This window comes from Acidimicrobiales bacterium, from assembly GCA_035630295.1.
In the GTDB taxonomy this organism is placed as follows: Bacteria; Actinomycetota; Acidimicrobiia; order Acidimicrobiales; family Iamiaceae; genus Iamia.
In genome coordinates, this window is record DASQKY010000003.1 from 27,747 (window position 1) to 49,936 (window position 22,190).

Consider the following 22,190-nt stretch of genomic DNA (forward strand, 5'->3'; position numbering starts at 1 on the left):
GTGGGCGACGTGGAGACGACCGGGGCGGGCCAGGCCGAGCCGGCGGGACCGCCGGCCCGCCTGAGCGTCCTGCGGGAGCCCATGTGGGTGCTCGGCTTCGTGATGCTCATGGACGAGATCGACAAGAACATCATCCGGGGCCTCATCTACCCCCTGCAGCGCGAGTTCGGGGTCGGTGACTTCGGCATCGGCCTGCTGATCTCCCTGGGACTGCTGTTCAACGGCCTGGTCACCGTGCCCGCCGGCTACCTGGCCGACCGGTGGCACCGGACCCGCTCCATCGGCCAGACCGTGGTGGGCTGGTCGGTCCTCTCCGGGGCCGGCGCCCTCTCCCTCAACTTCGGGATGCTGGTGGCCCTGCGTTCGGCCCTGGGCTTCGGCCAGGCCGTCACCGAGCCCTCGGCGGCCAGCCTCATCGGCGACCACTACCCGGTCGAGAAGCGGGGCCGGGCCTTCTCCATCCAGCAGGTCATGCTGCTGCTGGGCACCGGGCTGGGCGTCCTGCTGGGCGGCATCCTGGGCGAGACGGTGGGGTGGCGCTGGGCCCTGGTGGTGGTGGCCCTGCCCGGCCTGCTGGTCGCCCTGCTGGTGTTCCGGATGCGGGAGCCCAAGCGGGGCACCGCCGACCGCCTGGGCCTGGGCGAGGGCGACCTGGCCATCGAGCACGCCGAGGAGCACGTCGACCTGTTCGAGAACGGCTTCTGGGCCTTCTGCAAGGACATGGTCTCGGGCCTGCGGGCCGACATGCGGACCATCATGGACATCCGCACCATGCGCTACTCCCTGGTCGGGGTGGCGGCCCTGCTGTTCACCGTCACCGCCATCGCCGTGTGGCTGCCGCAGTACTACATCCGCCACATGGGCGTGGCCCCGGGGGCCGGTGAGGTGTGGTTCGGGGCCCTGGCCATCGTGGGCGGCGTCCCCGGCGTGCTCCTGGGCGGCCGGGTGGCCGACCGCTACGCCACCAAGATCAAGGGCGGCCGCCTGGCCCTGCCGGCCATCTTCCTGTTCATCGGCACCGGCCTGTTCACCGCCTCCTACGCCCTGGAGACCACCCGGACCGAGATCGTGGCCCCGCCGGCGGTGTGCGCCGAGGTGGCCCAGGTGGCCAACGCCGGGGGCGACCCCGACCCCGAGGACGAGATGGACTGCCGCGACCACGAGGTCGAGCAGCCCGGCTCCGACCTGGTGGCCTACGGGTCGATCGAACGGCCCGAGTTCACGCCCGGGGTGTTCTTCCCGGCCTACGGCATGCAGCTCCTGGGGCTGTTCGTGGTGTGCATGGCCATCCCCGGCCTGCGGGCCGGGCTCACCGACGCCCTGCCGGCCCACCTGCGGGGGGCCGGGTTCGGGGCCTTCAACCTCATCGCCGTGGTCTTCGGCCAGGCCGCGGCGCCGTTCATCGTGTCGTGGCTGTCGGCCAGCTTCGACAGCAACCTGCGCACCGCCTTCCTGCTGGTGTCCCCGCTGTCGTTCATCGGGGCCGCGGTGCTGTTCCGGGCCCGGCGCTTCCTGGACGAGGACATGAACAAGATCATGATGGCGGTGCTGACCGCCATGCAGGAGGAGCGGGAGCGCCTCACCGCGTCCCACGAGCCCGACGCCGACCCCGCCCCCTGACCGTCCGGGCCCCGCCGACCACCCTCCGGGCCCCCGATCGGCGCCACCAGGCATCCACCGGGCTGTCACACCCCCTCCGTACTCTCGTTCGCCATGAGGGTCCTGCACACCTCCGACTGGCACCTGGGCCGGGTCTTCCACGGCGCGCCGCTGCTGGGCGACCAGCGCCGGGCCCTCACCCGGGTGGTCGACATCGCCCGGGCCGCCGCCGTCGACGTGGTGGTGGTGGCCGGCGACGTGTACGACCGGGCCATCCCCCCGGCCGACGCCGTCGACCTGTTGGGCGACGTGCTGGGCGAGCTGCGGGCCACCGGGGCCGTGGTGGTGGCCATCACCGGCAACCACGACTCGCCCAACCGGGTGGGGGCGCTCGATCCGCTGCTCCGGGCCGGGGGCGTGACCCTGCGCGGCCGGTTCGACCCGGCCGCCCCGGTGGTGGTCCCGGCCACCGACGGCGGTCCTGACCTGGTGGTGCACCCGGTGCCCTACCAGGAGCCCCTGGCCGCCGGGGCCGAGCAGGGGGCCGCCCCTCCGGGCCGCCGCACCACCCAGCACGACGTGATGGCCTGGGCCCTCGACGCGGTGCGGGCCGACCTGGCCGCCCGGGGCCCGGTGCGGTCGGTGGTGGTGGCCCACGCCTTCGTGGCCGGTGCCGCCCCGTCCGACAGCGAGCGGGAGCTGAGCGTGGGCGGGGTCGATCGGGTGCCGCTCGACGTGTTCGACGGCATCACCTACACCGCTCTCGGCCACCTGCACCGCCCCCAGGCCCCGGCCGAGGGCCTGGCCTACTCGGGCTCGCTGCTGCCCTACTCGTTCTCCGAGACCCAGCCCTCGTCGGTCCGCCTGGTCGACCTGGCCCCCGACGGCACCGTCGCGGGCGAGGTCGTGCCCCTGGGGGTGGAGCGGCCCGTCGTCACCCTGGAGGGCCGGTTGGAGGCCCTGCTGGCCGACCCGGCCCACCGGGCCGCCGAGGGGGCGTGGGTGCGGGCCCGCCTCACCGACGAGGTCCTGCCCCGCCACGCCATGGACCGCCTGCGCGACCGCTTCCCCCACGCCGTGGTGCTGGAGCACCGGGCCCCGGCCGCGGGGGCCGGGCCGGCCGACATCCGCCACCGGGCCGACGAGGTCACCGACCTCGACCTGGCCCTGGCCTTCCTGGGCCAGCAGCTGGGTCGGCCGGCGGCCGACGACGAGGCCGCCCTCCTGGCCGCCGCCTTCGCGGCGGTGGCCGCCGGCCGGCAGGAGCGCCCCCTGGTCCCCGTGGCCGCGGCCGGCGGCGGCCCGGGCGATGGTGTCGGGGCCGCCGGGGCGGTGGCGTGAGGCCGCTGCGCCTGGAGGTCGAGGCGTTCGGCCCCTTTGCCACGTCGCAGGTCGTCGACTTCGCCGCCCTGGGCGACGCCGGCCTGTTCCTCATCTGGGGCCCCACCGGGGCGGGCAAGAGCTTTCTGCTCGACGCCCTGTGCTTCGCCCTCTACGGCGAGACGGCGGGCGACCGCCCCGTGCCCCGGCTCCACTCCGACCACGCCCGGGGCGCCACCCCCCGGGTGGAGCTGCGGTTCCGGCTGGGGGCCGACGAGTGGTGCGTGCGCCGGGAGGCCCCCCGCTGGCGCACCCGGCGGGACGGCACCGCGGCCCAGGCCGCCACCAAGGCGGTGCTGGAGCGCCGGGCCGGGGGCGGGGTCGACGTGGTGGCCACCAAGGTCACCGACGTGAACCGCCTCCTGGCCGAGCGGATCGGCCTGTCGCTGGCCGAGTTCCGCCGGGTGGTGGTCCTGCCCCAGGGCCGCTTCGAGCAGGTGCTGCGGGCCACCTCGGCCGAGCGGGAGGACCTGCTCAAGTCCCTCTTCGGCACCACGCTGTTCGAGGACGTGGCCCGCCACCTCGACGACGCGGCCCGGGCCGAGGCCCGGGCCATCGGCCAGGCAGAGCACGAGCAGGACATGCGGCGCCGGACGGCCGTGGCCGAGATGCGGCGCCTGGCCGCCGACCTGGCCCCCTCCGCCGGCCGGCTCGACGGGCTGCTCGGCCCCGAGCTCACCGACCCGCCGGCCACCGACATCCCGGTCGACCAGCGCGCCCTCGACCGGTGGGCCGCGGCCCTCGACACGGCCTACCGGGCCGTTGCCGCCCAGGCCGAGGGGGCCGAGGCCGAGGTCGAGGGGGCCCGGGCCGAGGCCGGGCGGGACGCCGACGCCGCAGCGCGCTGGGACGAGCGCGCCGCCCTCAGCGCCCGGGCCGCCGAGCTGGCCACCCGGGCCCCGGCCCTGGCCGCCTCGCGCCAGCACCTGCGGCGGGCCGAGAGCGCGGCCCGGCTCCGGCCCGTGGTGGCCGCCGCGGCCCGCACCGCGGCCGAGCGCGACGAGACCGGGCGGGCCGTCGTGGCCGCCGCCGAGCGCCTGGCCGGGGCGTGGGCATCGGTGCCCGTGGCCCTTCCCGACCCCCTCGACGGCCACCCCCTCGACGGCCCGGAGCTGGCCACGGTGGACGACGCCTGGTTGCGAGCCGCGGCCGAGGCCGTCGTCCGGCGCACCGGCGAGGTGGGACGGGCCGCGGCCGCCGCGGCCCGGGCCCAGGAAGCCGGCCGGCGGGCCGAGCGGGCCGGGCACGACATGGAGAGCCGCACCGCCCGGGCTGCCGGGTTCACGGCCCGGGCCGCGGCCACCGAGGCCGAGATCGACCAGGCCCAGCGGGCCGTGGCCGCGGCCGAGGCCGCCTCGGCCCGGGCCGAGGGGCTGAAGGCCGATGTGTGGCGGCTGGCCCGCTGGTCGGCCGCGGCCCGCCGCCTGCCGGCGGCCGACGAGGCCGTGGCCGAGGTGAAGGACCGGGTCACGGCCCGGACCGCGGCCGAGGCCGAGGCCCGCCTGGCCTTCGCCACGGCCCGCCAGGCCCAGGTCGAGGGCATGGCCGCCGAGCTGGCCCAGGGGCTGCGCCCCGGCCAGGCGTGCCCCGTGTGCGGCAGCGCCGAGCATCCGGACCCGACCGCCCCCCGCCCGGGGGCGCCCACCCGGGCCGAGGTCGACCGGGCCGAGCAGGCCGCCGAGGAGGCCGGCCGCCTGCGGGTGCGGGCCCTCGACGCCCTGCGCCAGGCCGAGGCCGACCGGGCCGACATCCGGGTCGAGGCCGGCGAGGCCGCCATCGACCCCGCCGGGGTGGCCGACCGGCTCGACACGACCCGGGCCGAGCTCGACGCGACCCGGGCCGAGGCCGACCTGCTGCCCGAGCACCGGCAGCGGGTCGAGGACCTGAGGGCCGAGCGGGACGAGGCCCGCCGCCGGGCCGTGGCCGACACCGAGGCCGCGGCCCGGGCCGAGGCCGCGGCGGCCACGGCGGCCGAGGCGGTGGCCACCGCGGTGGCCGAGGTCGAGGACGTGATGGGGGAGGGGGTCGACGCCGCGGTGGCCGGCCCCGCCTCGGCGGCCCTGGGCGACGTGGGGACCGCCCTGGTGGCCCTGGGCGCGGCCCGGGCCGAGGCGGCGCGGGCCGAAGCGGCCGACACCGAGGCCCAGGCCGCTTGCACCGGGGCCCTGGCCGGTGAGGGGTTGCCCGACGTGGCCGCGGTGGAGGCCGCCGGCCTGTCCGACGACGACATCCGGACCCTGGCCTCGGCCCTGGCCCGGGCCGAGGCGGAGACGACCGAGGTGGCGGCGGCGCTGGCCCAGCCCCGCCTGGCCGGCCTGCCCGACGAGCGCCCCGACCCGGCCCCGGCGGCGACCGCCGCCGTCACCGCCGCCGAGCGGGCCCGGGCCCTGGTCGAGGCCCAGGTCCGCCTGGGGGCGACGGCCGGGCAGGTGGCCGAGGTGGCGGCCGAGCACGCCGAGCACGGCGCCGAGCTGGCCGTGGCCGTGGCCGAGCACGAGGTGCGGCGCCGGCTGGCCGAGGTGTGCTCGGGGCGCGGGGCCGACCGCGTCTCCCTGCAGCGGTGGGTCCTGGCCTCCCACTTCGAGACGGTGTGCGCCCGGGCCAACGAGCGCCTCGCCGTCATGACCGACCACCGTTACGCCCTGCGCGTCCACACCGGGTCGAGCCGGGGCGCCCGGGCCGGCCTCGACCTGCGGGTCCACGACGCCTACAACGGCCAGGAGCGGGAGGTCACGTCCCTGTCGGGGGGCGAGACCTTCCAGGCATCGCTGGCCCTGGCCCTGGGGCTGGCCGACGTGACCGCCGAGCGAGCCGGTGGCATCCGCCTCGACTCGCTGTTCATCGACGAGGGCTTCGGCACCCTCGACGCCGACGCCCTCCAGCTCGCCCTCGACGAGCTGGATCGGCTGCGGGCCGGCGGGCGCATGGTCGGCGTCATCAGCCACGTGCACGGCCTCCGTGAGCGCATCACCTCCGGCATCGAGGTCCGGCGGGGCCGCGCCGGCTCGCACGTGCAGGTGGGGGCGCCGCCCTCGGCCTAGGCCGGTCGTGCGGTCGGGTCGTGCCGCCGGGTCAGGTGGCGGCGGTGAGCCGGTAGATCGGCCCCTCCTGGCTGAGGACGTAGACCTCGCCGTCACCGTCGGTGTCGATCGAGGTGACCGAGGTGACGGTGTCGTCCAGGACCGTGGTCTCGGCCACCTGGCCGTCGGCCAGCCGGAGGGCGGCCAGGCCGGGCTTGCAGAAGTCCCCGAACAGGTAGGCGCCGTCCAGGCCGGGGACGGCCGTGCCCCGGTACACGGGCCCACCGGTGACCGAGCACCAGCCGTCGCCGTGGCGCATCTCGAAGACGGGGCCCACGGCCTCGCCCCCCCGGACCTCACGGCTCTCGTCGTAGACGGCCGACGCCTCGAACCGGCTCCAGCCCAGGTTGGCCCCCAGGACCTCGTCGGCCGGCAGGTGGTCGATCTCCTCCAGCGCGTCCTGGCCCACATCGGCCACCCACAGGTCGCCGGAGTCGGGGTCGAAGCGGAAGCGCCACGGGTTGCGCAGGCCGGTGACGGCGATCTCGGGCCGCCCGCCCCCCTCGGCGTAGGGGTTGCCCCGGGGGATGGAGTAGGGGAGGTCGCCGGACGGGGTGGTGGGGTCGATGCGCAGGATCTTGCCCAGCAGGTCGTCGGGGTCCTGGGCCCGGTCCTCCGGGTCGCCGCCGGCGCCCCCGTCGCCCAGGCCGATCCACAGGTGGCCCTCGTCGTCGACCACCAGCTCCCCGCCGTCGTGGTTGGCGTAGGGCTGGGCCACCTCCAGCAGGTCGGTGCGGCTGCCGGTGTCGGCCACCTCGCCGTCCATGGCGAAGGCGGCCACCCGGGTCTCGCCGTCCAGGCCGCTGTGGTGGACGTACAGGGTGTCGCCGTCGGGGGCGAAGGCCAGCCCCAGCAGGCCCCGCTCGCCGCCGCTGAGGGTGACGTCGGTGAGGTCGAGCGCCGTGGGCCCCTCGGTGAGGGTGTCGCCGTCGGGCACCAGGGTGGCCACCCGGCCCTCCTGCTCGGCCACGTACAGGGTCTCGCTCCCGGGCCGGGCCACCAGCTTGGTCGGGGCGTCCAGCTCGGCCACCGGGGCCAGGGTGACGGCCACCTCGGCCAGGGGCGGGGCCGGCTCGGCCGGTGCCGAGGTCGAGGTCGACCCGCTGTCACCGTCGGGGGGCGTCGCCGTGGTCGGGGCCCGGCCCTCGACGGTGCTGCCCGGTCCGGACGGCTCGTCGTCGCCGCAGGCCGCGGCGCCCACCACCAGCAGGGCGGTGGCGGCCACGACCCCGGCACGTCTCCACCGACGGCCGGGCCGACGCCGGGACCTGGTCACCACGCCCCCCGGGGGTGGGCCTCGGCGGCCAGGGGCGGGCGGGCCCCCCGGCGGCTGGCCACCGGTCGGGGACCGCCGTCGGGTTCTTCCCCCGGAAGGGTGTCGACCTCGGGCGCCTCGGGTGCGAGCTCCCGGATCAGCTCGTCGACGGCGCCCTGGTGCACGACATCCATCCTGGCACGGTGCCCGGGCCTACCATCGCCTGATGGCCGCAGTCCCGTCGTCCCGTCCCCGCCGGTTCCCTGACGGCTTCGTGTGGGGGACGGCCACCGCGGCGCACCAGATCGAGGGCGGGAACTGGAACAACGACTGGTGGCGCTTCGAGCACACGCCCGGCTCCGGGTGCCAGGAGCCCAGCGGCGACGCCTGCGACTCGTGGAACCGGTGGAGCGAGGACGTGGACCTGGTCCGCAACCTGGGCCTGGGCTCCTACCGCTTCTCGCTGGAGTGGAGCCGCATCGAGCCCGAGGAGGGCGACTGGTCCGTCGCCACCCTCGACCACTACGCCCGCTGGTGCGACCGCCTCCGCGAGCGGGACATCGAGCCGGTGGTGACCTTCCACCACTTCACCACCCCGCGCTGGGTGGCCGACCGGGGCGGCTGGGAGAGCGACGCCACCGTCGACCGCTTCGCCTCCTTCGTGGAGCGGGCCGCGGCCCACCTGGGCGCCGACCGCATCGCCCGGGCCTGCACCATCAACGAGCCCAACATCGTCTCCTTCTGCGGTTGGCTGCTGGCCGCCTTCCCGCCCGGCAAGAGCGACAAGGACCTGGCCCGGGAGGTGGGCGACCGGTTCGTCACCGCCCACCGCCGGGCCGTCGAGGCCTTCCGGGGGGCGGTCGCCGGCGTGCCCGTGGGCCTCACCCTGTCCATGGCCGAGTGGGTGGCGGTGGGGGAGACCGACGACGCGCGGGCCGCGGCCCAGGCCCGCATCGACCGCACCCGGGCCCTGATGGAGGACCGCTTCCTGGCCGCCACCGAGGGCGATGACTTCCTCGGCGTCCAGACCTACAGCCGTGAGCGCTGGGGCGCCGAGGGCCGCCTGGGACCGGAGCCCGGCGTCGAGCAGCTGGCCATGGGCTACGAGTACTGGCCCGACGCGCTGGAGGCCACGCTGCGCCGGGCCTGGGACTGCACCGGGGGCCGGGTGCCGCTGCTGGTCACCGAGAACGGCATCGGCACCACCGACGACGCGCAGCGCATCCGCTACCTGCACCACGCCCTGGGCGGCGTGCTGCGGTGCCTGGACGACGGCATCGACGTGCGGGGCTACACGTGCTGGAGCCTGCTCGACAACTTCGAGTGGGCCTTCGGCTACGGGCCCCGCTTCGGCCTGGTCGAGGTGGACCGCACCACCTACGCCCGCACCCCCAAGGCCAGCGCCCGTTGGCTGGGCTCGGTGGCCCGCAACAACGCCCTCCCGGCCTCCATCCCCTGATCCGGGCTACGTGGCCCGGGAGCGGCGCCACTAGGTTGCCCCCTCGTGATCCTCACGCCCAGGGGCTTGCTCGAGCACAGCCGCACCGAGTCGGGCCGCCGGATGATCCGGTACGCGTCCACGTCGATGTTGATGGTGGTCCTCACCCAGGTCGTCATCCTGATCTTCTACAAGGGCCTGGACTGGGACCCGGAGCCGTCGAACCTGGCCGCCACCATGGCCGTCTCCATCCCCGCCTTCGCCATGAACAAGTACTGGGTGTGGGGCAAGTCGGGCCGGGCCCGGGTCCGGCGGGAGGTCATCCCGTTCTGGGTGTTCACCGTGGCCGGCTGGGGCCTGTCCACGGGCATGGTGTACCTGGCCGACGAGATGACCGACGGTGACACCCTCCTGCACGTGGTCGCTGTGCTGGCCGCCAGCGTGGCCGGCTTCGGGATCCTGTGGGTGCTCAAGTACCTGTTCCTGGACAAGATCATGTTCGGCCCCACCCACCACACCCCCTACGACGAGGACTTCGAGCGCGAGGAGGCCGTGGTCGAGGCCCGGGCCGCCAGCGCCACCGAGATCTGACGCCGTGCCTGGCGCCGCCCCGTTCCCCCCGCTCGATCCCGCCCTGCGGGCCGCCGCCCTGGCCGCCCGCGGGTTCATGCCCCCCGAGGAGGGCGACGCCCTGTACGAGGCGGCGGGAGAGGCGACCGCCGCTGTGCCGGGGGCGCCGTTCCTGGAGGTGGGCTCGTACTGCGGGCGCTCGACGGTCTGGCTGGGGGCGGCGGCCCGGGCCGCCGGGACGGTGGTGGTGGCGGTCGACCACCACCGGGGCTCCGAGGAGAACCAGGCCGGGTGGGAGCACCACGAGCCCGACCTGGTCGACCCGGAGGTCGGGCGCATGGACACGCTGCCCACCTTCCGCCGCACCGTGCTCCGGGCCGGCCTGGAGGACGTGGTCATCGCGGCCGTGGGCCCCTCGCCGGCCGTGGCCCGGGTGTGGGGCACGCCGCTGGCTCTGTGCTTCATCGACGGGGGCCACGGGGTGGAGCCGGCCCGGGCCGACCACGACGGGTGGACGCCGCACGTGGCCCCCGGGGGCACGCTGGCCATCCACGACGTCTTCCCCGACCCGGCCGACGGTGGCCGGCCGCCGTACCAGGAGATCTACCTCCCGGCCCTGGCCTCCGGCCGCTTCGTGGAGCGCCGGGCCGTGGGCTCGCTCCGGGTCCTCACCCGCGTGGGGTGACCGCCGCCCCATCGGAGCCGCCCCGCGGCCCCGGTGAGGCTGAAGCCGTGACGCTGCTCGGCGCCGACGGGCTGGTGCACCACCGACCCGGCGAACAGGAGCAGCGTCACGGCCTCGCTCACCGGCGCCCACATTAGAACCCGTTCCTGTTCCTGTCGACGGGTTTTTGGCACAGTGGTTGCCACCAGCCTGCCGACACGGGCGCTCAGATGGAGCGGCCGGCCGCCTCCCAGTACTCGTCCTTGAGCAGGCGCTTGTAGAGCTTCCCGGTGGGGTGGCGGGGCAGCTCGGGCCGGAAGTCGACGCTGCGGGGGCACTTCACGTCGGCCAGCTGCTCCCGACAGTAGGCGATGAGCTCCCGCTCCAGGTCGGGGCCGGCGTCGTCCATGGCCATGGGCTGCACCACGGCCTTGACCTCCTCGCCGAAGTCCTCGTTGGGCACGCCGAAGACGGCCACGTCGGCCACCTGGGGGTGCATGGCCAGGACGTTCTCGGCCTCCTGGGGGTACACGTTCACCCCGCCGGTGATGATCATGTACGCCTTGCGGTCGGTCAGGTACAGGAAGCCGTCGGAGTCCAGGCGGCCCACGTCCCCCAGGGTCGACCAGCCCTCGGGGTGCCGGGACCCGGCCGTCTTCTCCGGGTCGTTGTGGTACTCGAAGGTGGCCCCGCCCTCGAACCAGACCGTGCCCGGCTCGCCGACGGGCAGCTCCGCTCCGTCGTCGTCGGTGATGTGCAGCGCGCCCAGCAGGTTGGTGCCCACCGTGCCCGGGTGGGCCAGCCACTGCTCGCTGTTGCAGTACACGAAGCCGTTGCCCTCGGTGCCGGCGTAGTACTCGTGCACCACGGGCCCGAACCACTCGATGATGCGGCGCTTGACCTCCACCGGGCAGGGGGCGGCGGCGTGGACCATCATCTCCATGGACGAGACGTCGTGGGCGGCGCGCTCCTCCTCCGGCAGCTTCAACATGCGGATGAACATGGTGGGGACCCACTGGCTGTGGGTGATGCGGTGGCGCTGGATGAGGGCCAGGGCCTCGGCCGGGTCGAAGTGCTCCATCACCACCGCGGTGCCACCCACCCGGTGCACGGCCATGGTGAAGCGCAGCGGGGCGGCGTGGTACAGCGGGGCCGGGTTCAGGTACACCATGGGCTCGGCGTAGGCCAGGAGCATCTCGGCCACCATGCTGAGGGCCGGCTTGGTGCCCAGGGGCTGACCGGGGAGGGGGACCTGGACGCCCTTGGGCCGGCCGGTGGTGCCGGAGCTGTAGAGCATGTCCACGCCCTCCTGCCGGTCGGGACCAGGCTCCGCCGAGGCCGAGGCCAGGGCGTCCTCGTAGGAGGCGAAGCCCTCGATGGTGCCGTCCAGCATGAGCCGGTCGGTGACCCCGGGGGTGTCGGCCACCGTGGCCGCGGCCAGCTCGGCCAGGGCGTGGGAGGCGATGAACGCCTTGGCCCCGCAGTCGTCGATGATGTAGCTCAGCTCGCCCGGCGTGAGCCGGGTGGAGGTGGCGGTGTAGTAGAGCCCGGCGTAGTGGCACCCCCAGGCCACCTCCAGGAACCGGACCTGGTTCTCGATGCAGAAGGCGACGTGGTCGCCGGGGACGAGGCCCAGCGAGCCCAGCAGGTTGGCCAGCCGGGTGGCCCGCTCGTCCAGCTCGGCGTAGGTGAGCACCTCGCCCGAGCCGGCCATGATCACGGCCGGCTTGTCGGGGGAGGAGGCGGCGAAGGTCCCGGGGAACGACATGGCCCGGCACCGTAGCCAAGCGGGGGCGGCCCTCAGGGGGGCGGGGCCAGGTGGGCCTCCAGCCAGGCGGCCACGCCGTCGTGGTCGGTGGAGTCGGTGACGTCGTCGGCCACCTCGATGACGGTGGGGTGGGCGTCGGCCATGGCCACCCCCCAGCCGGCCCAGGCCAGCATGGCCAGGTCGTTGCGGGCGTCGCCGAAGGCCACCACGTCGGCCGCGGCCACGTGCCGCTCCTGGCACACCATGGCCAGGGTCGTCGCCTTGGTCACCCCGGGGGCGGAGACCTCGACCAGCTGGAGCGCGCCGCTGGCCGTGACCTCGCCCAGGTCGCCCACGGCCTCGGCGGCGGCGTCGATGTAGGCGTCGCCCGAGGTGCCCGGCACCTTGAGCAGGATCTTGGCCGCCGGCCGGTCGGCCACCAGCTCCTCGGCCGGTCCCACGGTGGCGTCGAGGGCCCGGGGCACCTGCTCGTGCCAGGCCGACTCCATGCCCACCCCGTCGGCCCGCTCCACGGCCATCATCCCCTGGGGGTGCAGGCCCCGGAGCCGGGCCACGACCTCGGCCGCGGCCTCCGGGGTGAGGGCCCGCTCGGCCACCACGTCCCCGGACGGCAGGTCGATGACCAGGGCCCCGTTGGAGCACACGGCCACCCCGGGGCCCAGGTCCAGGCCGGTGACCCAACGGGGCGGCCGGCCGGTGACGGCCACCACGTCGACCCCGGTGCCCCGCACCCGGTCGAGGGCGGCCCGGGTGCGGACCGACAGGTCACCGGTGCGGTCGAGGAGGGTGCCGTCCAGGTCGGAGGCCACCAGCCTGACCCGCAGCGGGACCAGGTCCGGGGCCTCGTCGGGGGCCACGCCGGCTCAGGCCGGCACGGAGAGGGAGGGGAGCAGGGCGTCGTGGTCGACGAACAGGGCCGAGGCCGGGCTGCACCCGCCGAGGGCGTCGGCGGCGAGGACCACGGTGGCTGCCGTGTAGGTCGACTGCTCCCCGCCGGGGAAGTGGACCTCCTCCGGGTACACGGTGCCGGTCCAGTACCGGCCGCCCGGCTCCCGGAACTGCTGCGCCCAGCGGAACAGGGTGGTGGCCGTCTCCCGGTCGCCCACGGCCAGGTAGGCCATGGCGCACTCGCAGGTCTCGGCCACGGTGACCCACGGTCGGTCCGACACGCAGCGCACGCCCCGGCCGTCCATGACGAAGGCGGCCTGCCGGTGGGCCAGGCGCTCCCGGCCGGCGTCGCCCAGGACGGCCCCGCCCAGGACCGGGTAGTACCAGTCCATGGCCCACCGGTGCTTGGGGGCGAAGGCGTCGGGCTCGGTGCGGATGACCTGGGCCAGGCGCCGGGCGGCGGCCATCCAGGCCGGCCGCTCGTGGCCCAGCTCGGCGGCCAGGGCGGCGGCGCAGCGGAGGCTGTGGCAGATGCTGGAGGAGCCGGTGAGGAGGGCGAAGCTCCACGGGGTGCCATCGGCGTGGCGGGCCCAGAGGATCTCGCCCCGCTCGGTCTGCAGGTCGAGCACGAAGCCCATGGCCGCGTCGACCACCGGCCACAGGGCCTCGGCGAAGCCCCGGTCCCGGGTCAGCAGCCAGTGGTGCCAGGCCCCGGCGGCCACGTAGGCGATGACGTTGGCGTCCAGCTTGTCCTGCTCGACCGAGCCGTCCAGGTAGTACTGGTGCCACGAGCCGTCGGGGCGCTGCAGGTCGGCCAGCCACTGGTAGGCCCGCTCGGCCTCGGCCACCCGGCCGCCCAGGGCCAGGGCCATGGCCGCCTCGACGTGGTTCCACGGGTCGGCGTGGCCGCCGGGGAACCACGGGACCATCCCGCTGGGCAGCTGCCACTCGGCGATGGCGTCGACGGTCTCCTGCACCTGGGCCGCGCTGGCCAGGCCGGCCACGGCGGGCGTGCTCACGCTCCCACCTCGGTGCGGGCCACGTCGTCGGCCGCGGTGGGCCCGGGGCGCCGGGCGGTGGCCCGGGCGTAGACGACCAGGCTCTTGCCCAGCACGGGGTTGAGGGCTCTCTCGGTCCAGCGGGTCAGCTTGGGGGCCTTGGCGATGTCCCACACCAGGAGCCGGTGGTAGGCCCGGACCAGGGGGTGGTCGTCGTTGGTGGGGCCCACCGCGCACTTCAGCCACCAGTAGGGCGAGTGCAGGGCGTGGGCGTGGTGGCTGTCGCCGGGGTGGAAGCCGGTGGCCCGCATCTTCCGGCGCAGCTCGGGCTCGCCGAAGATGCGCACGTGGCCGCCGGGCACGAAGGGGGCGTGGTACTCCTCGGACAGCTTCCAGCACACCTGCTCGGGGAACCAGGTGGGCACGGTGGCGGCCAGCACCCCGTCGGGCTTGAGCACCCGGCGCAGCTCCCGCAGGGCGGCCACGTCGTCGGGGATGTGCTCCAGCACCTCGGAGCAGATGATGCGGTCGAAGGTGGCGTCCGGGAACGGCAACCGGGTCCCGTCCCCGTTGACCGCTGCGCCTAGGGCATCGGGCCGGGTACCGGCCTGGCCCGCCTCGGCCATGGCCGTGAACAGGGCCAGCACCTCGGGCAGCTCGCCGAAGCCGTAGTCCAGGGCCACCACCCGGGCCCCCCGCCGGAAGGCCTCGTAGGCGTGGCGCCCGGCGCCCGCCCCCATGTCCAGCACCAGGTGCCCGGGCCGGAGCTCCAGGCGGTCGTAGTCCACGGTCAGCACGGGTCGGCGGACCTCAGCCCTCGGCCAGGCGGGCGCGGTACTGCTCGACGGTGCGCTCGGCGGTGTGGCGCCAGCTCCACTGGGCCTTCACCCGCTCCCGGCCCGCGGCCCCCACCTTGCGGCGCACGCCGGGGTGGTCGAGGGCCCAGGCGATCTTGGCCGCCAGGGCCTCGGCGTCGCCCGGGGGGACCAGGAGGGCGGTCTCGCCGTCGGCCCCCACCACCTCGGGCAGGGCCCCGCCGGTGGTGGCCACCACGGGCACCCCGCAGGACATGGCCTCGATGGCGGGCAGGGAGAAGCCCTCGTAGAGGGAGGGGACGACGGCCAGCTCGGCCTCGCTGTACAGCTCGACGATGCGCTGGTCGGGCACCCCGGTGACGAACTCGACGTGGTCGGTGAGGCCCAGGCGGTCGATGGTCTCGGCCGACTTGCCCCCCTCCTTCTTGCGCCCGATGACGGTGAGGTGCAGCTCGGGCCGCTCCACCCGCAGCTTGGCCAGGGCCTCGAGCAGGTACGACAGGCCCTTCATGGCCACATCGGCGCTGGCCGTGGTGATGAGGTGGCCGGGCCGGCTGGCCACGCCGGGCACGGGCCGGAACAGCTCGGGGTCGACGCCCACCGGCACGACGTGCATGCGCTCCTTGGGCACCTTGTGGTCGCGGTGGATGTCCTCGAAGGAGCTCTCCGACACGGTGACCACCCGCTTCATGCGTCGGGCCACCTCGGTCTGCATGCGGGTGAAGCTGTACCAGCGGGCCAGGGTGAGCTTCTTGTAGAGGCCGCGGGCGTGCTCGATCTCCAGCCGGCGGTCCACGGTGATGGGGTGGTGGATGGTGGCCAGCACCGGGATGCGGGCGATGCGCTCCAGGGCCAGGATGCCGTAGCCCAGGCTCTGGTTGTCGTGGACCAGGTCGAACTCGTCGCGGCGGGCGCTGATGGCCTGGAAGGCCCGCACCGAGAAGGCCAGGGGCTCGGGAAAGGTGCCGAAGGAGAAGGCGGTCACCTCGACCAGGTCGGCCAGGCTCTTCAGCTCCCAGATCCCCGGCATCCGCATGGGGAAGTGGTCGTTGTAGATGTCCAGGCTCTCCAGCTGGTGGAGCGGGATGTGGGGCTCCACCTCGGGGTGGGGCTGGCCCGAGAACACCTCGACGTGGTGGCCCAGGTCGACCAGGGCCTTGGCCAGGTGGCGTACGTAGATCCCCTGGCCGCCGACGTGGGGCTTGCCCCGGTAGGTGAGCAGGGCGATCCGCAGGGATCGGTCGTCGGACGCCATGAGGGGGGAAGCCTTCCCTGCCATTGACCGCCCGGTCAAACGTCGGCCCGGGGCGCGCTCAGCCGATGAGGCGGCCCACGCAGTAGATGACCAGGCCGGCCAGCCCGCCGACCACGGTGCCGTTGATGCGGATGAACTGGAGGTCCCGTCCGACCTGCAGCTCGATGCGCCGGGTGGCCTCGGTGGAGTCCCACCGGGCCACGGTGCTGGCGATGACCTCGCCCACCTCGCCCTTGGACCGCTCGACCACCTCGACGGCGGTGGAGGCCACCCACGTGTCGAGCCGGGCCTGGAGGGTGGTGTCGTCCCGCAGGCGCTGCCCGAAGTCCTGCACGGCGCCGACCAGGCGCTGCCGCAGGTCGGAGTCGGGGTCGGCCGAGTGGGCCAGCAGGCCGGCCTTCACGTCGGCCCACACCGTGGACGACCACTCCCGGACCACCGGGTGGTCGATGAGCTCGTCCTTGAGGGCGTCGGCCCGGGCCCGCAGGGCCGGGGTCCGGGCCAGGTCGTCGGCCAGGGCCCGGACCTTCTGGTCGACCGTGGCCCGCATCTCGTGCTCGGGGTCGTCGGCCACCTCCCGGAGGAAGCGCTGGACGCCGGTGTGGACCCGGCCGAAGATGCGGTCGTCGACGCGGTCGGGCACCCACCACGGGGTCTCGCGCTCCAGCCGGGCCCGCAGCACGTCCTCGTTCTCGGCCACCGACTCGGCCACCTTGCGCAGGAGCACCGAGAGCAGCTCCTGGTGGCGCCCGTCGGCCACCACCAGCTCGATGGCCCGGGCCAGGACGGGGCCGGCCTTCACCGCCCGCAGCCGGGCGGCCACCGCCGCCTCCAGTGACTCCTGCACCTCCTCGTCCTTGAGCGTGTCGAGGGTGGAGCGCAGCACGCCGGCGGCCTGGTCGCCGACCCGGGCCGCGTTCTCGGGCTCGGCCAGCCAGGCGCCCAGCCGGGCCGAGAGGGAGAAGCCGGCCAGGCGCTCCTCGACCACGGCCCGGGTCAGGAAGTTCTGCTGGACGAACGTGCCCAGGCCCCGGCCGATGTCGTCCTTGCGGTTGGGGATGATGGCGGTGTGGGGGATGGGGATGCCCAGCGGGTGGCGGAACAGGGCCGTCACCGCGAACCAGTCGGCCACCGCCCCGACCATGGCCGCCTCGGCCGTGGCCCGCACGTAGCCCAGCCACGGCGCCGAGTCCTCCAGCACCCGGGTGGCCACGAAGACCGCGGTGGCCACCACCAGCAGGCCGGTGGCGGTGCGCTTCATGCGGGCCAGGTCGGCGGCCCGGCGGGCCTCGTCGTCGGCGGGGACGGCGGCCGTCATCGGGTGGCTCGGCCGCCGGGCGGGGTCGGGGGCATCGGCCCAGCATGCCCGGGCCGGCCGCGTCGTAGCCTCCCGCCCATGCGAGCACTGGTGCAGCGGGTGTCCCGAGCCCGGGTGACGGTCGACGGCCACGAGGTGGGAGCCATCGGCGACGGCCTCTGCGCCCTGGTGGGCGTGACCCACGACGACGACGGGGACCGGGCCGTGGCGCTGGCCGAGAAGGTGTGGCGCCTGCGGGTGTTCCCCGACGAGCGGGGCCGCATGGACCGGCCCGTGGCCTCGGTGGGCGGCGAGGTGCTGGTGGTCTCGCAGTTCACGCTGTACGGCGACACCCGGCGGGGACGGCGTCCCTCGTGGGTGGCGGCCGCGCCCCCGGAGCAGGCCGAGCCGCTGGTGGAGGCCGTGGTCGCCGCCCTGCGGGACCTGGGGGCCACGGTGGCCACCGGCCGCTTCCGGGCCGACATGGACCTCGAGCTGGTCAACGACGGGCCGGTCACGCTCCTGCTGGAGGCGTAGCGGGCTCGGTCGGGGCGGGCTCGGCCGGGGCCGACTCGACGACGGCCGGCCCGGTCCCGGCCCGGCGGGCCAGCGCCGCGGCCGCGGCCAGCAGGCCCAGGGCCAGCAGGAACGGTGGCCACGGGCCCCAGCGGAGGAACAGGGTGCGGCCGGTGCGCAGGGGCATGTCCCGGGTCAGGACCTTCCGCTCGCCCACCCCGGTGCGCTCCAGGACGTCACCGTCGGCCGAGACGAAGGCGGTGAAGCCGGTGGGGGCGATCTGGGCCTCGGCCCGGCCCGCCTCGATGGCCCGGAGCCGGCTGGCCGCCACCTGCTGGGACTGGACCAGCGTGCCCCGGTAGCTCGACCCGTTGGTGGGGTTGACCAGGATGTCGGCCACCCGACCTCGCCCGTTCGCGGCGTCGCGCCCCCGGTCGCCGAAGAACACCTCCCAGGAGATCACCACCCCGACCCGGGCCGGGCCCAGGTCCAAGGTGTTGGGGGCGGTGCCCACGATGGCGTCCTTGGCCGGGAGGGCGTCGCCGGCCAGGGGCTCCAGCACGTCCCGGTAGGGCACGAACTCCCCGAAGGGGACCCGCCGCACCTTGTCGTAGCGGGCCACGATGGTGCCGTCGGGGGCGAAGGCCACCGCGGCGTTGCGGAACCGGCCCGGCCCGGCGTCCTCCACCACCCCGACCAGCAGGGTGGTGCCCTTGCGCCGGGCCAGGGCGGCCAGCTCCTCCCCCTCGCGGGCCTCGGCGATGGGCTCGTCGATGTTGACCACGTTCTCGGGCCACAGCGTCAGATCCGTGCCGGCCGGCACCGCCTGCGAGGCGCGCAGGTGGGCCAGGAACACCTCCCGGTCGTCGGTCTCGGCGTCCAGGGTCCCCTGCTCCCCCCCGCCCTGCACCAGGGCCACCGACACCACCTCACCGATGGGGGCGCCGTCGGGGGCCAGCGTGGCCAGGCCGGTGGCCACCACCACAGCGGCCAGGGCCAGCCCGGCGGCCCGCCAGCACCGGTCCCAGGCCGCGGAGAGGGCCACGCCGCCGGCCACCGTGACCAGGGCGACCAGGAGCACACCGCCCACCCGGGCCAGGCCGGCCAGGGGCCCGGCCACCTGGCCCATGGCCAGCTCCGAGAGGGGCACGCCACCGAAGGGCCAGCGCCCCTTGACCGCCTCGAAGGCGGCCCACGCCCCGGGGAGGGCCAGCCACCGCCACCGCCCGGGGGGGCAGGCGGCCAGGGCCAGGCCCAGCACGGCTGAGAAGAGGGCGACCTCGACCACGTAGCCCGGGGGCGTGAAGGCCACCATCCACCACGTGGAGGGGGCCAGCAGCCCCATCCCGGCCAGGAACCCCCGGCGGAACCGGGACCCGGCCGGCGCTCCGGCCAGGGCCCGGTCCAGGGCGAACACCCCGACGAAGGCCAGGGGCCAGAACCCCCAGGGGGGCAGCGAGAGGGCGCACAGCACGCCCCCGGCCAGGGCAGCGAGCGGTCGGCGGCCCCGCGAGGGCACCCAGGCGGGGACGTCCATCGACGGGGAGTCTGGCCCAGCCGCTCCCTCCGGACCGACCGCGGTGCTGTGGGGGCGAGGCGTGACGGGCCGGGGACGTGCCGATGCCCGGCGCTCCAGGGAGGTTCCACCGCGCAGGGCGCGCAACCTCGTCATGGTTCACTCCGAGATGGTGCGAGAAAGGTGGTCTTGCACGTCCCACACGACGGTGTCCCTTCGACCAGAAGGGCCCGTCTCGAAAATGGAGGAATCACATGGATCGACCACGATGTGGCCGGGTCGTCGCTGCCCTTCTCGCCGCCGTCAGCAGCCTGCTGTTGACGGCCACGCCCGCGGCGGCAACGACAACAACACTCTACGTCCACGCAGGAACGCTCGACCTCGACATCGACGGGGATCCCGAGTACGAGTTCGTCTTCGAGCTCGGCGGTGAGGACCACACATGTGCCGACCCGGAGGTGCCACCGGCAGAGTTCATCATCGATGTCGACGGGACAGACACCCTCGTCGAAGAGATCAGCTTGGGTGAAGACAAGGGCGGCGGTGTTCACGCCATCTACTTCAATCTTGGAGGAAACGAATACCAACTCGACCGAACGCTCGGCGATCCCGCCGTCCTCGGGTTCGGCTCGAACGAAGGTATGATCGCAGGAACGCATCCCAACCAGACCTTGACGCAGAGCTTCGTCATCGAGGGCTGGATCAGCACGACCTCCGGCTGCGAGAAGGGCACGGAGATCTGCCACTACGCCGTCGAGCACACGGTAAGCGGTTCCTACGACGGAACAACGATGCACATGTCCTTGAACGGCTTAGGCTTTCCCGCTGTGGACTTCTGTGATTCCCCGTTCTCCAACATTGGTAACGGGGTCACGGCCCTGACAGGGCTCACACTTGATGACTCAGTTCCTGTTTGATCGTCGGGACTCGTGAATTCGGATTTCACTGACCAATAGGCCCCTTCAATGGTCATCTCTTCGTCTACGACGACCGTTGAACGGCCGAGCGAGCGCCCCTTCGCAGCTCCATGCCGGACAGGTCGAGGGTCCACCGGAAGGTGGGCCCTCGACGCGACGCCGACACGAAGACGAGTCGTGTCAGTAGCCCATGTGCTTGCGGAACTGCTGGCCGACGACCATGGCCTGGCCCATGCGGCGGGTCCATTCGGCGAAGGCGGCCTTGGCCTCGGCGGCGGGGATGCCGTGCTCGGACTCGGCCAGGGCGGCCATGCCGTCCTCGTCGGTGATACCCCGGGCCTGGGCCTCCTTGGCCAGGCTGCCGTAGATCTCCAGGCTGAGGTCGTTGACCGGCTGGAGCATCGGGTCGTCCTCCGACAGCGGCTTGGTCGACGGGCCGCCCAGCAGGGCGGGGTCGGCGGCGATGGGGCCCATGCCCTGCACGCCGATCACGCCGGGCTGGTCGGCCGCCGTCTGCTGCTGCTGGTAGGCGCTGGCGTGCTGGGCCGCCTGGGCGGCATCCTCCGCGCCCTTCTTGGCCTTCGAGAACAGTCCCATGGTCGATCTCCTGGTCGGGGGCGGCCGCGTCCTGCGGCCCGGGGCCCAGGGGACCACGGGTCCGGGTCCCACGCTTGAGCGGCCGGTACGCAGATCGCCGGGGGGCCGTCCCCGGTGGTGGGCAGGCGGCGGGTCAGCCTCCGGTCGCGGCCAGGACCCGAGCCGCCGCGGCCCGGCCGCTGGCCACCGAGGCCGGGATGCCCACGCCCCGGAGGTACATGCCGGCCAGGGCCACGGCGGGGGCGGCGGCGACCAGGGCGGCCTCCGCTCCGGCCACCCGGTCCAGGTGGCCGGGGGTCATCTGGGGGAAGGCCCGGTCCCAGCGATGCACTGACGTCGCCCTAGGCCCGCCCCGGAGGGCGAGGACGGCGGTGAGGTCGTCGACCACGGCGCCCACCAGGTCGCCGTCGTCGAGCAGGAGCGACCCCTGGTCGTCGTCGCGCCCGACCGCGGCCCGCAGCACCACGGTGCCATCCCCGGCCGCCGGGGCCAGGTGGGCCCACTTGGACGAGGCCCACGAGCAGGCGGTGACCACCCGGCCCGCGGCCCGGGGCACGAGCACCCCGCTGCCGTCCAGGGGCTGGCCGATGTCCGTGGGGTCCAGGGCGAGGCGCACGAAGGCCACCGAGGTGTGCTCGATGCCGGCCAGGACGGCGGCCGCCTCGGGGACCAGCCCGGCCAGGGCCGCCGCCGCGGCCGGGGCGGGAGCGGCCAGCACCACGGCGTCGGCCGCGACGGTGGTGCCGTCGGCCAGGACCACGGCGGGGCCGCGCTCCACCGCCACCACGCCGGCTCCGAGCCGCACCTCCAGGCGCCCGATGGCCGCCGCCACCTCGGCTGCCGCGGCCGGCAAGCGGGCCATCCCCCCGGACGGGGCGGCGAAGATCGGGGCCTCGGGGTCGACCCCCGCGGCGCGAGCCCGGGCCAGGTGGGCCCGGCACGCCTCGATGAGGCTGGCGTGGGCCGGGTCGCGCCGCGCCGCGTCGAGCTGGGGGGCCACCGCGGCCAGGCTCTGCCGCTCGACCGAGCCGGCGTTGATGCCCCCGACCAGCGGGTCGACCAGGTGGGCCAGGGCCTCGGGACCCAACCGGGACCCCACCGCCTCGGCGATGGTGACGTCGCCGGGGGGCAGGGGGGTGGCCGGGTCGGTGAGGTCGCGGCGCACCCGGGCCAGCCCGTCGGGGGAGAGGAGGCCGGAGGCGGCCAGGGCCTCCAGGTCGACCGGCACGCCCAGCACCTGGGGGGGCAGGGGGCGGAGGGCGCCGTCGTGCCACACGTGGGCCCGGCGGGAGGCCGGGTGGACCAGCCCGTCGCCCAGGCCCACCCGGCGGGCCAGGTCCACCGCCGCCGGGGTGCGGACCAGGAAGGCGTCGGCCCCCTCGTCCACCATGCGGCCGGCGAAGGGCGAGGTGCGGAGCATGCCGCCCAGCCGGTCGGTGGCCTCCAGCAGGGTGACCTCGGCCCCCGCCTCGACCAGGTCCAGGGCCGCGGCCAGCCCGGTGACGCCCCCTCCGGCCACCACCACGTGCGGGGTCACCACCTCACCCGCTCGTCCCGGCGGCCCGCCCCGCCGCCCCGCCCCCGTCCCCCGAACCGGGCACGGGAGAGCCGGGATATCGGGTACATCCGTGCCCGGA

General features: G+C 75.2%; 19 protein-coding genes. 8 read left to right on the top strand and 11 right to left on the bottom strand.

Annotation, left to right across the window (positions count from 1 at the left end; genetic code table 11):
• The 3 genes from VEW93_00770 to VEW93_00780 all read left to right on the top strand — a co-directional run bounded on the left by VEW93_00770 (position 1) and on the right by VEW93_00780 (position 6,020).
• A complete protein-coding gene (locus tag VEW93_00770; protein HYI60316.1) occupies positions 1 to 1,620 on the top strand; it encodes an MFS transporter in 1,620 nt (539 codons plus the stop codon).
• 93 nt (positions 1,621 to 1,713) lie between these two features.
• On the top strand, positions 1,714 to 2,940 hold the full coding sequence (locus VEW93_00775) for an exonuclease SbcCD subunit D (protein HYI60317.1): 1,227 nt from the start codon (positions 1,714 to 1,716) through the stop codon (positions 2,938 to 2,940).
• The gene (locus tag VEW93_00780; protein ID HYI60318.1) at positions 2,937 to 6,020 is read left to right on the top strand and encodes an AAA family ATPase; all 3,084 of its coding nucleotides are present in this window, start codon (positions 2,937 to 2,939) and stop codon (positions 6,018 to 6,020) included. The genes VEW93_00775 and VEW93_00780 overlap by 4 nt, the downstream gene beginning before the upstream one ends.
• Before the next feature lie 31 nt (positions 6,021 to 6,051).
• On the opposite strand, the gene VEW93_00785 is transcribed toward VEW93_00780, so the two are convergent.
• Positions 6,052 to 7,284: a PQQ-dependent sugar dehydrogenase gene (locus tag VEW93_00785; protein HYI60319.1), complete on the bottom strand. Its 1,233-nt coding sequence runs from the start codon at positions 7,282 to 7,284 to the stop codon at positions 6,052 to 6,054.
• Positions 7,285 to 7,331: 47 nt separating this feature from the next.
• The gene (locus VEW93_00790) at positions 7,332 to 7,508 is read right to left on the bottom strand and encodes a hypothetical protein (GenBank protein ID HYI60320.1); all 177 of its coding nucleotides are present in this window, start codon (positions 7,506 to 7,508) and stop codon (positions 7,332 to 7,334) included.
• A 32-nt stretch (positions 7,509 to 7,540) separates the two neighbouring features.
• On the opposite strand from VEW93_00790, the gene VEW93_00795 reads away from it, so the two are divergent.
• From VEW93_00795 to VEW93_00805, 3 genes are read left to right on the top strand one after another with little or no spacing between them, the layout of a single operon-like run.
• Entirely contained in the window at positions 7,541 to 8,773 is a 1,233-nt protein-coding gene (locus tag VEW93_00795) for a family 1 glycosylhydrolase (GenBank protein ID HYI60321.1), read from the top strand.
• A gap of 45 nt (positions 8,774 to 8,818) precedes the next feature.
• Positions 8,819 to 9,343: a GtrA family protein gene (locus VEW93_00800; protein ID HYI60322.1), complete on the top strand. Its 525-nt coding sequence runs from the start codon at positions 8,819 to 8,821 to the stop codon at positions 9,341 to 9,343.
• A gap of 4 nt (positions 9,344 to 9,347) precedes the next feature.
• Complete coding sequence (locus VEW93_00805; GenBank protein HYI60323.1) at positions 9,348 to 10,007, top strand: class I SAM-dependent methyltransferase; 660 nt, start codon at positions 9,348 to 9,350, stop codon at positions 10,005 to 10,007.
• A gap of 205 nt (positions 10,008 to 10,212) precedes the next feature.
• Here VEW93_00805 and VEW93_00810 read toward each other — a convergent pair whose 3' ends face one another.
• From VEW93_00810 to VEW93_00835, 6 genes are read right to left on the bottom strand one after another with little or no spacing between them, the layout of a single operon-like run.
• Complete coding sequence (locus tag VEW93_00810; protein HYI60324.1) at positions 10,213 to 11,754, bottom strand: AMP-binding protein; 1,542 nt, start codon at positions 11,752 to 11,754, stop codon at positions 10,213 to 10,215.
• A 32-nt stretch (positions 11,755 to 11,786) separates the two neighbouring features.
• Entirely contained in the window at positions 11,787 to 12,611 is an 825-nt protein-coding gene (locus tag VEW93_00815; GenBank protein HYI60325.1) for an HAD family hydrolase, read from the bottom strand.
• A gap of 6 nt (positions 12,612 to 12,617) precedes the next feature.
• Positions 12,618 to 13,661 carry a hypothetical protein gene (locus tag VEW93_00820; protein ID HYI60326.1) on the bottom strand — a complete coding sequence of 348 codons (1,044 nt, stop codon included), beginning with the start codon at positions 13,659 to 13,661 and terminating at the stop codon, positions 12,618 to 12,620.
• Complete coding sequence (locus VEW93_00825; protein ID HYI60327.1) at positions 13,658 to 14,437, bottom strand: class I SAM-dependent methyltransferase; 780 nt, start codon at positions 14,435 to 14,437, stop codon at positions 13,658 to 13,660. Before VEW93_00825 ends, VEW93_00820 begins: the two co-directional genes overlap by 4 nt.
• Positions 14,438 to 14,450: 13 nt before the next feature.
• Positions 14,451 to 15,710, bottom strand: a complete 1,260-nt coding sequence (locus VEW93_00830; GenBank protein HYI60328.1) for a glycosyltransferase family 4 protein — start codon at positions 15,708 to 15,710, stop codon at positions 14,451 to 14,453.
• A 58-nt stretch (positions 15,711 to 15,768) separates the two neighbouring features.
• Positions 15,769 to 17,028 carry a DUF445 domain-containing protein gene (locus VEW93_00835; protein ID HYI60329.1) on the bottom strand — a complete coding sequence of 420 codons (1,260 nt, stop codon included), beginning with the start codon at positions 17,026 to 17,028 and terminating at the stop codon, positions 15,769 to 15,771.
• A 78-nt stretch (positions 17,029 to 17,106) separates the two neighbouring features.
• Here VEW93_00835 and dtd point away from each other — a divergent pair, with 78 nt between their 5' ends.
• Positions 17,107 to 17,544: a D-aminoacyl-tRNA deacylase gene (dtd, locus tag VEW93_00840; GenBank protein ID HYI60330.1), complete on the top strand. Its 438-nt coding sequence runs from the start codon at positions 17,107 to 17,109 to the stop codon at positions 17,542 to 17,544.
• On the opposite strand, the gene lnt is transcribed toward dtd, so the two are convergent.
• Positions 17,522 to 19,060 carry an apolipoprotein N-acyltransferase gene (lnt, locus tag VEW93_00845; protein ID HYI60331.1) on the bottom strand — a complete coding sequence of 513 codons (1,539 nt, stop codon included), beginning with the start codon at positions 19,058 to 19,060 and terminating at the stop codon, positions 17,522 to 17,524. The two genes, dtd and lnt, sit on opposite strands and share 23 nt — an antisense overlap.
• Before the next feature lie 233 nt (positions 19,061 to 19,293).
• Here lnt and VEW93_00850 point away from each other — a divergent pair, with 233 nt between their 5' ends.
• The gene (locus VEW93_00850) at positions 19,294 to 19,956 is read left to right on the top strand and encodes a hypothetical protein (GenBank protein ID HYI60332.1); all 663 of its coding nucleotides are present in this window, start codon (positions 19,294 to 19,296) and stop codon (positions 19,954 to 19,956) included.
• Between the two features lie 180 nt (positions 19,957 to 20,136).
• Here VEW93_00850 and VEW93_00855 read toward each other — a convergent pair whose 3' ends face one another.
• Both VEW93_00855 and hemG read right to left on the bottom strand, forming a co-directional pair.
• Positions 20,137 to 20,553 (bottom strand): hypothetical protein, encoded by a 417-nt coding sequence (locus VEW93_00855; GenBank protein HYI60333.1) that lies wholly within the window; start codon positions 20,551 to 20,553, stop codon positions 20,137 to 20,139.
• Positions 20,554 to 20,686: 133 nt separating this feature from the next.
• Positions 20,687 to 22,093, bottom strand: a complete 1,407-nt coding sequence (hemG, locus tag VEW93_00860; protein HYI60334.1) for a protoporphyrinogen oxidase — start codon at positions 22,091 to 22,093, stop codon at positions 20,687 to 20,689.
• Positions 22,094 to 22,190: the final 97 nt, after the last annotated feature.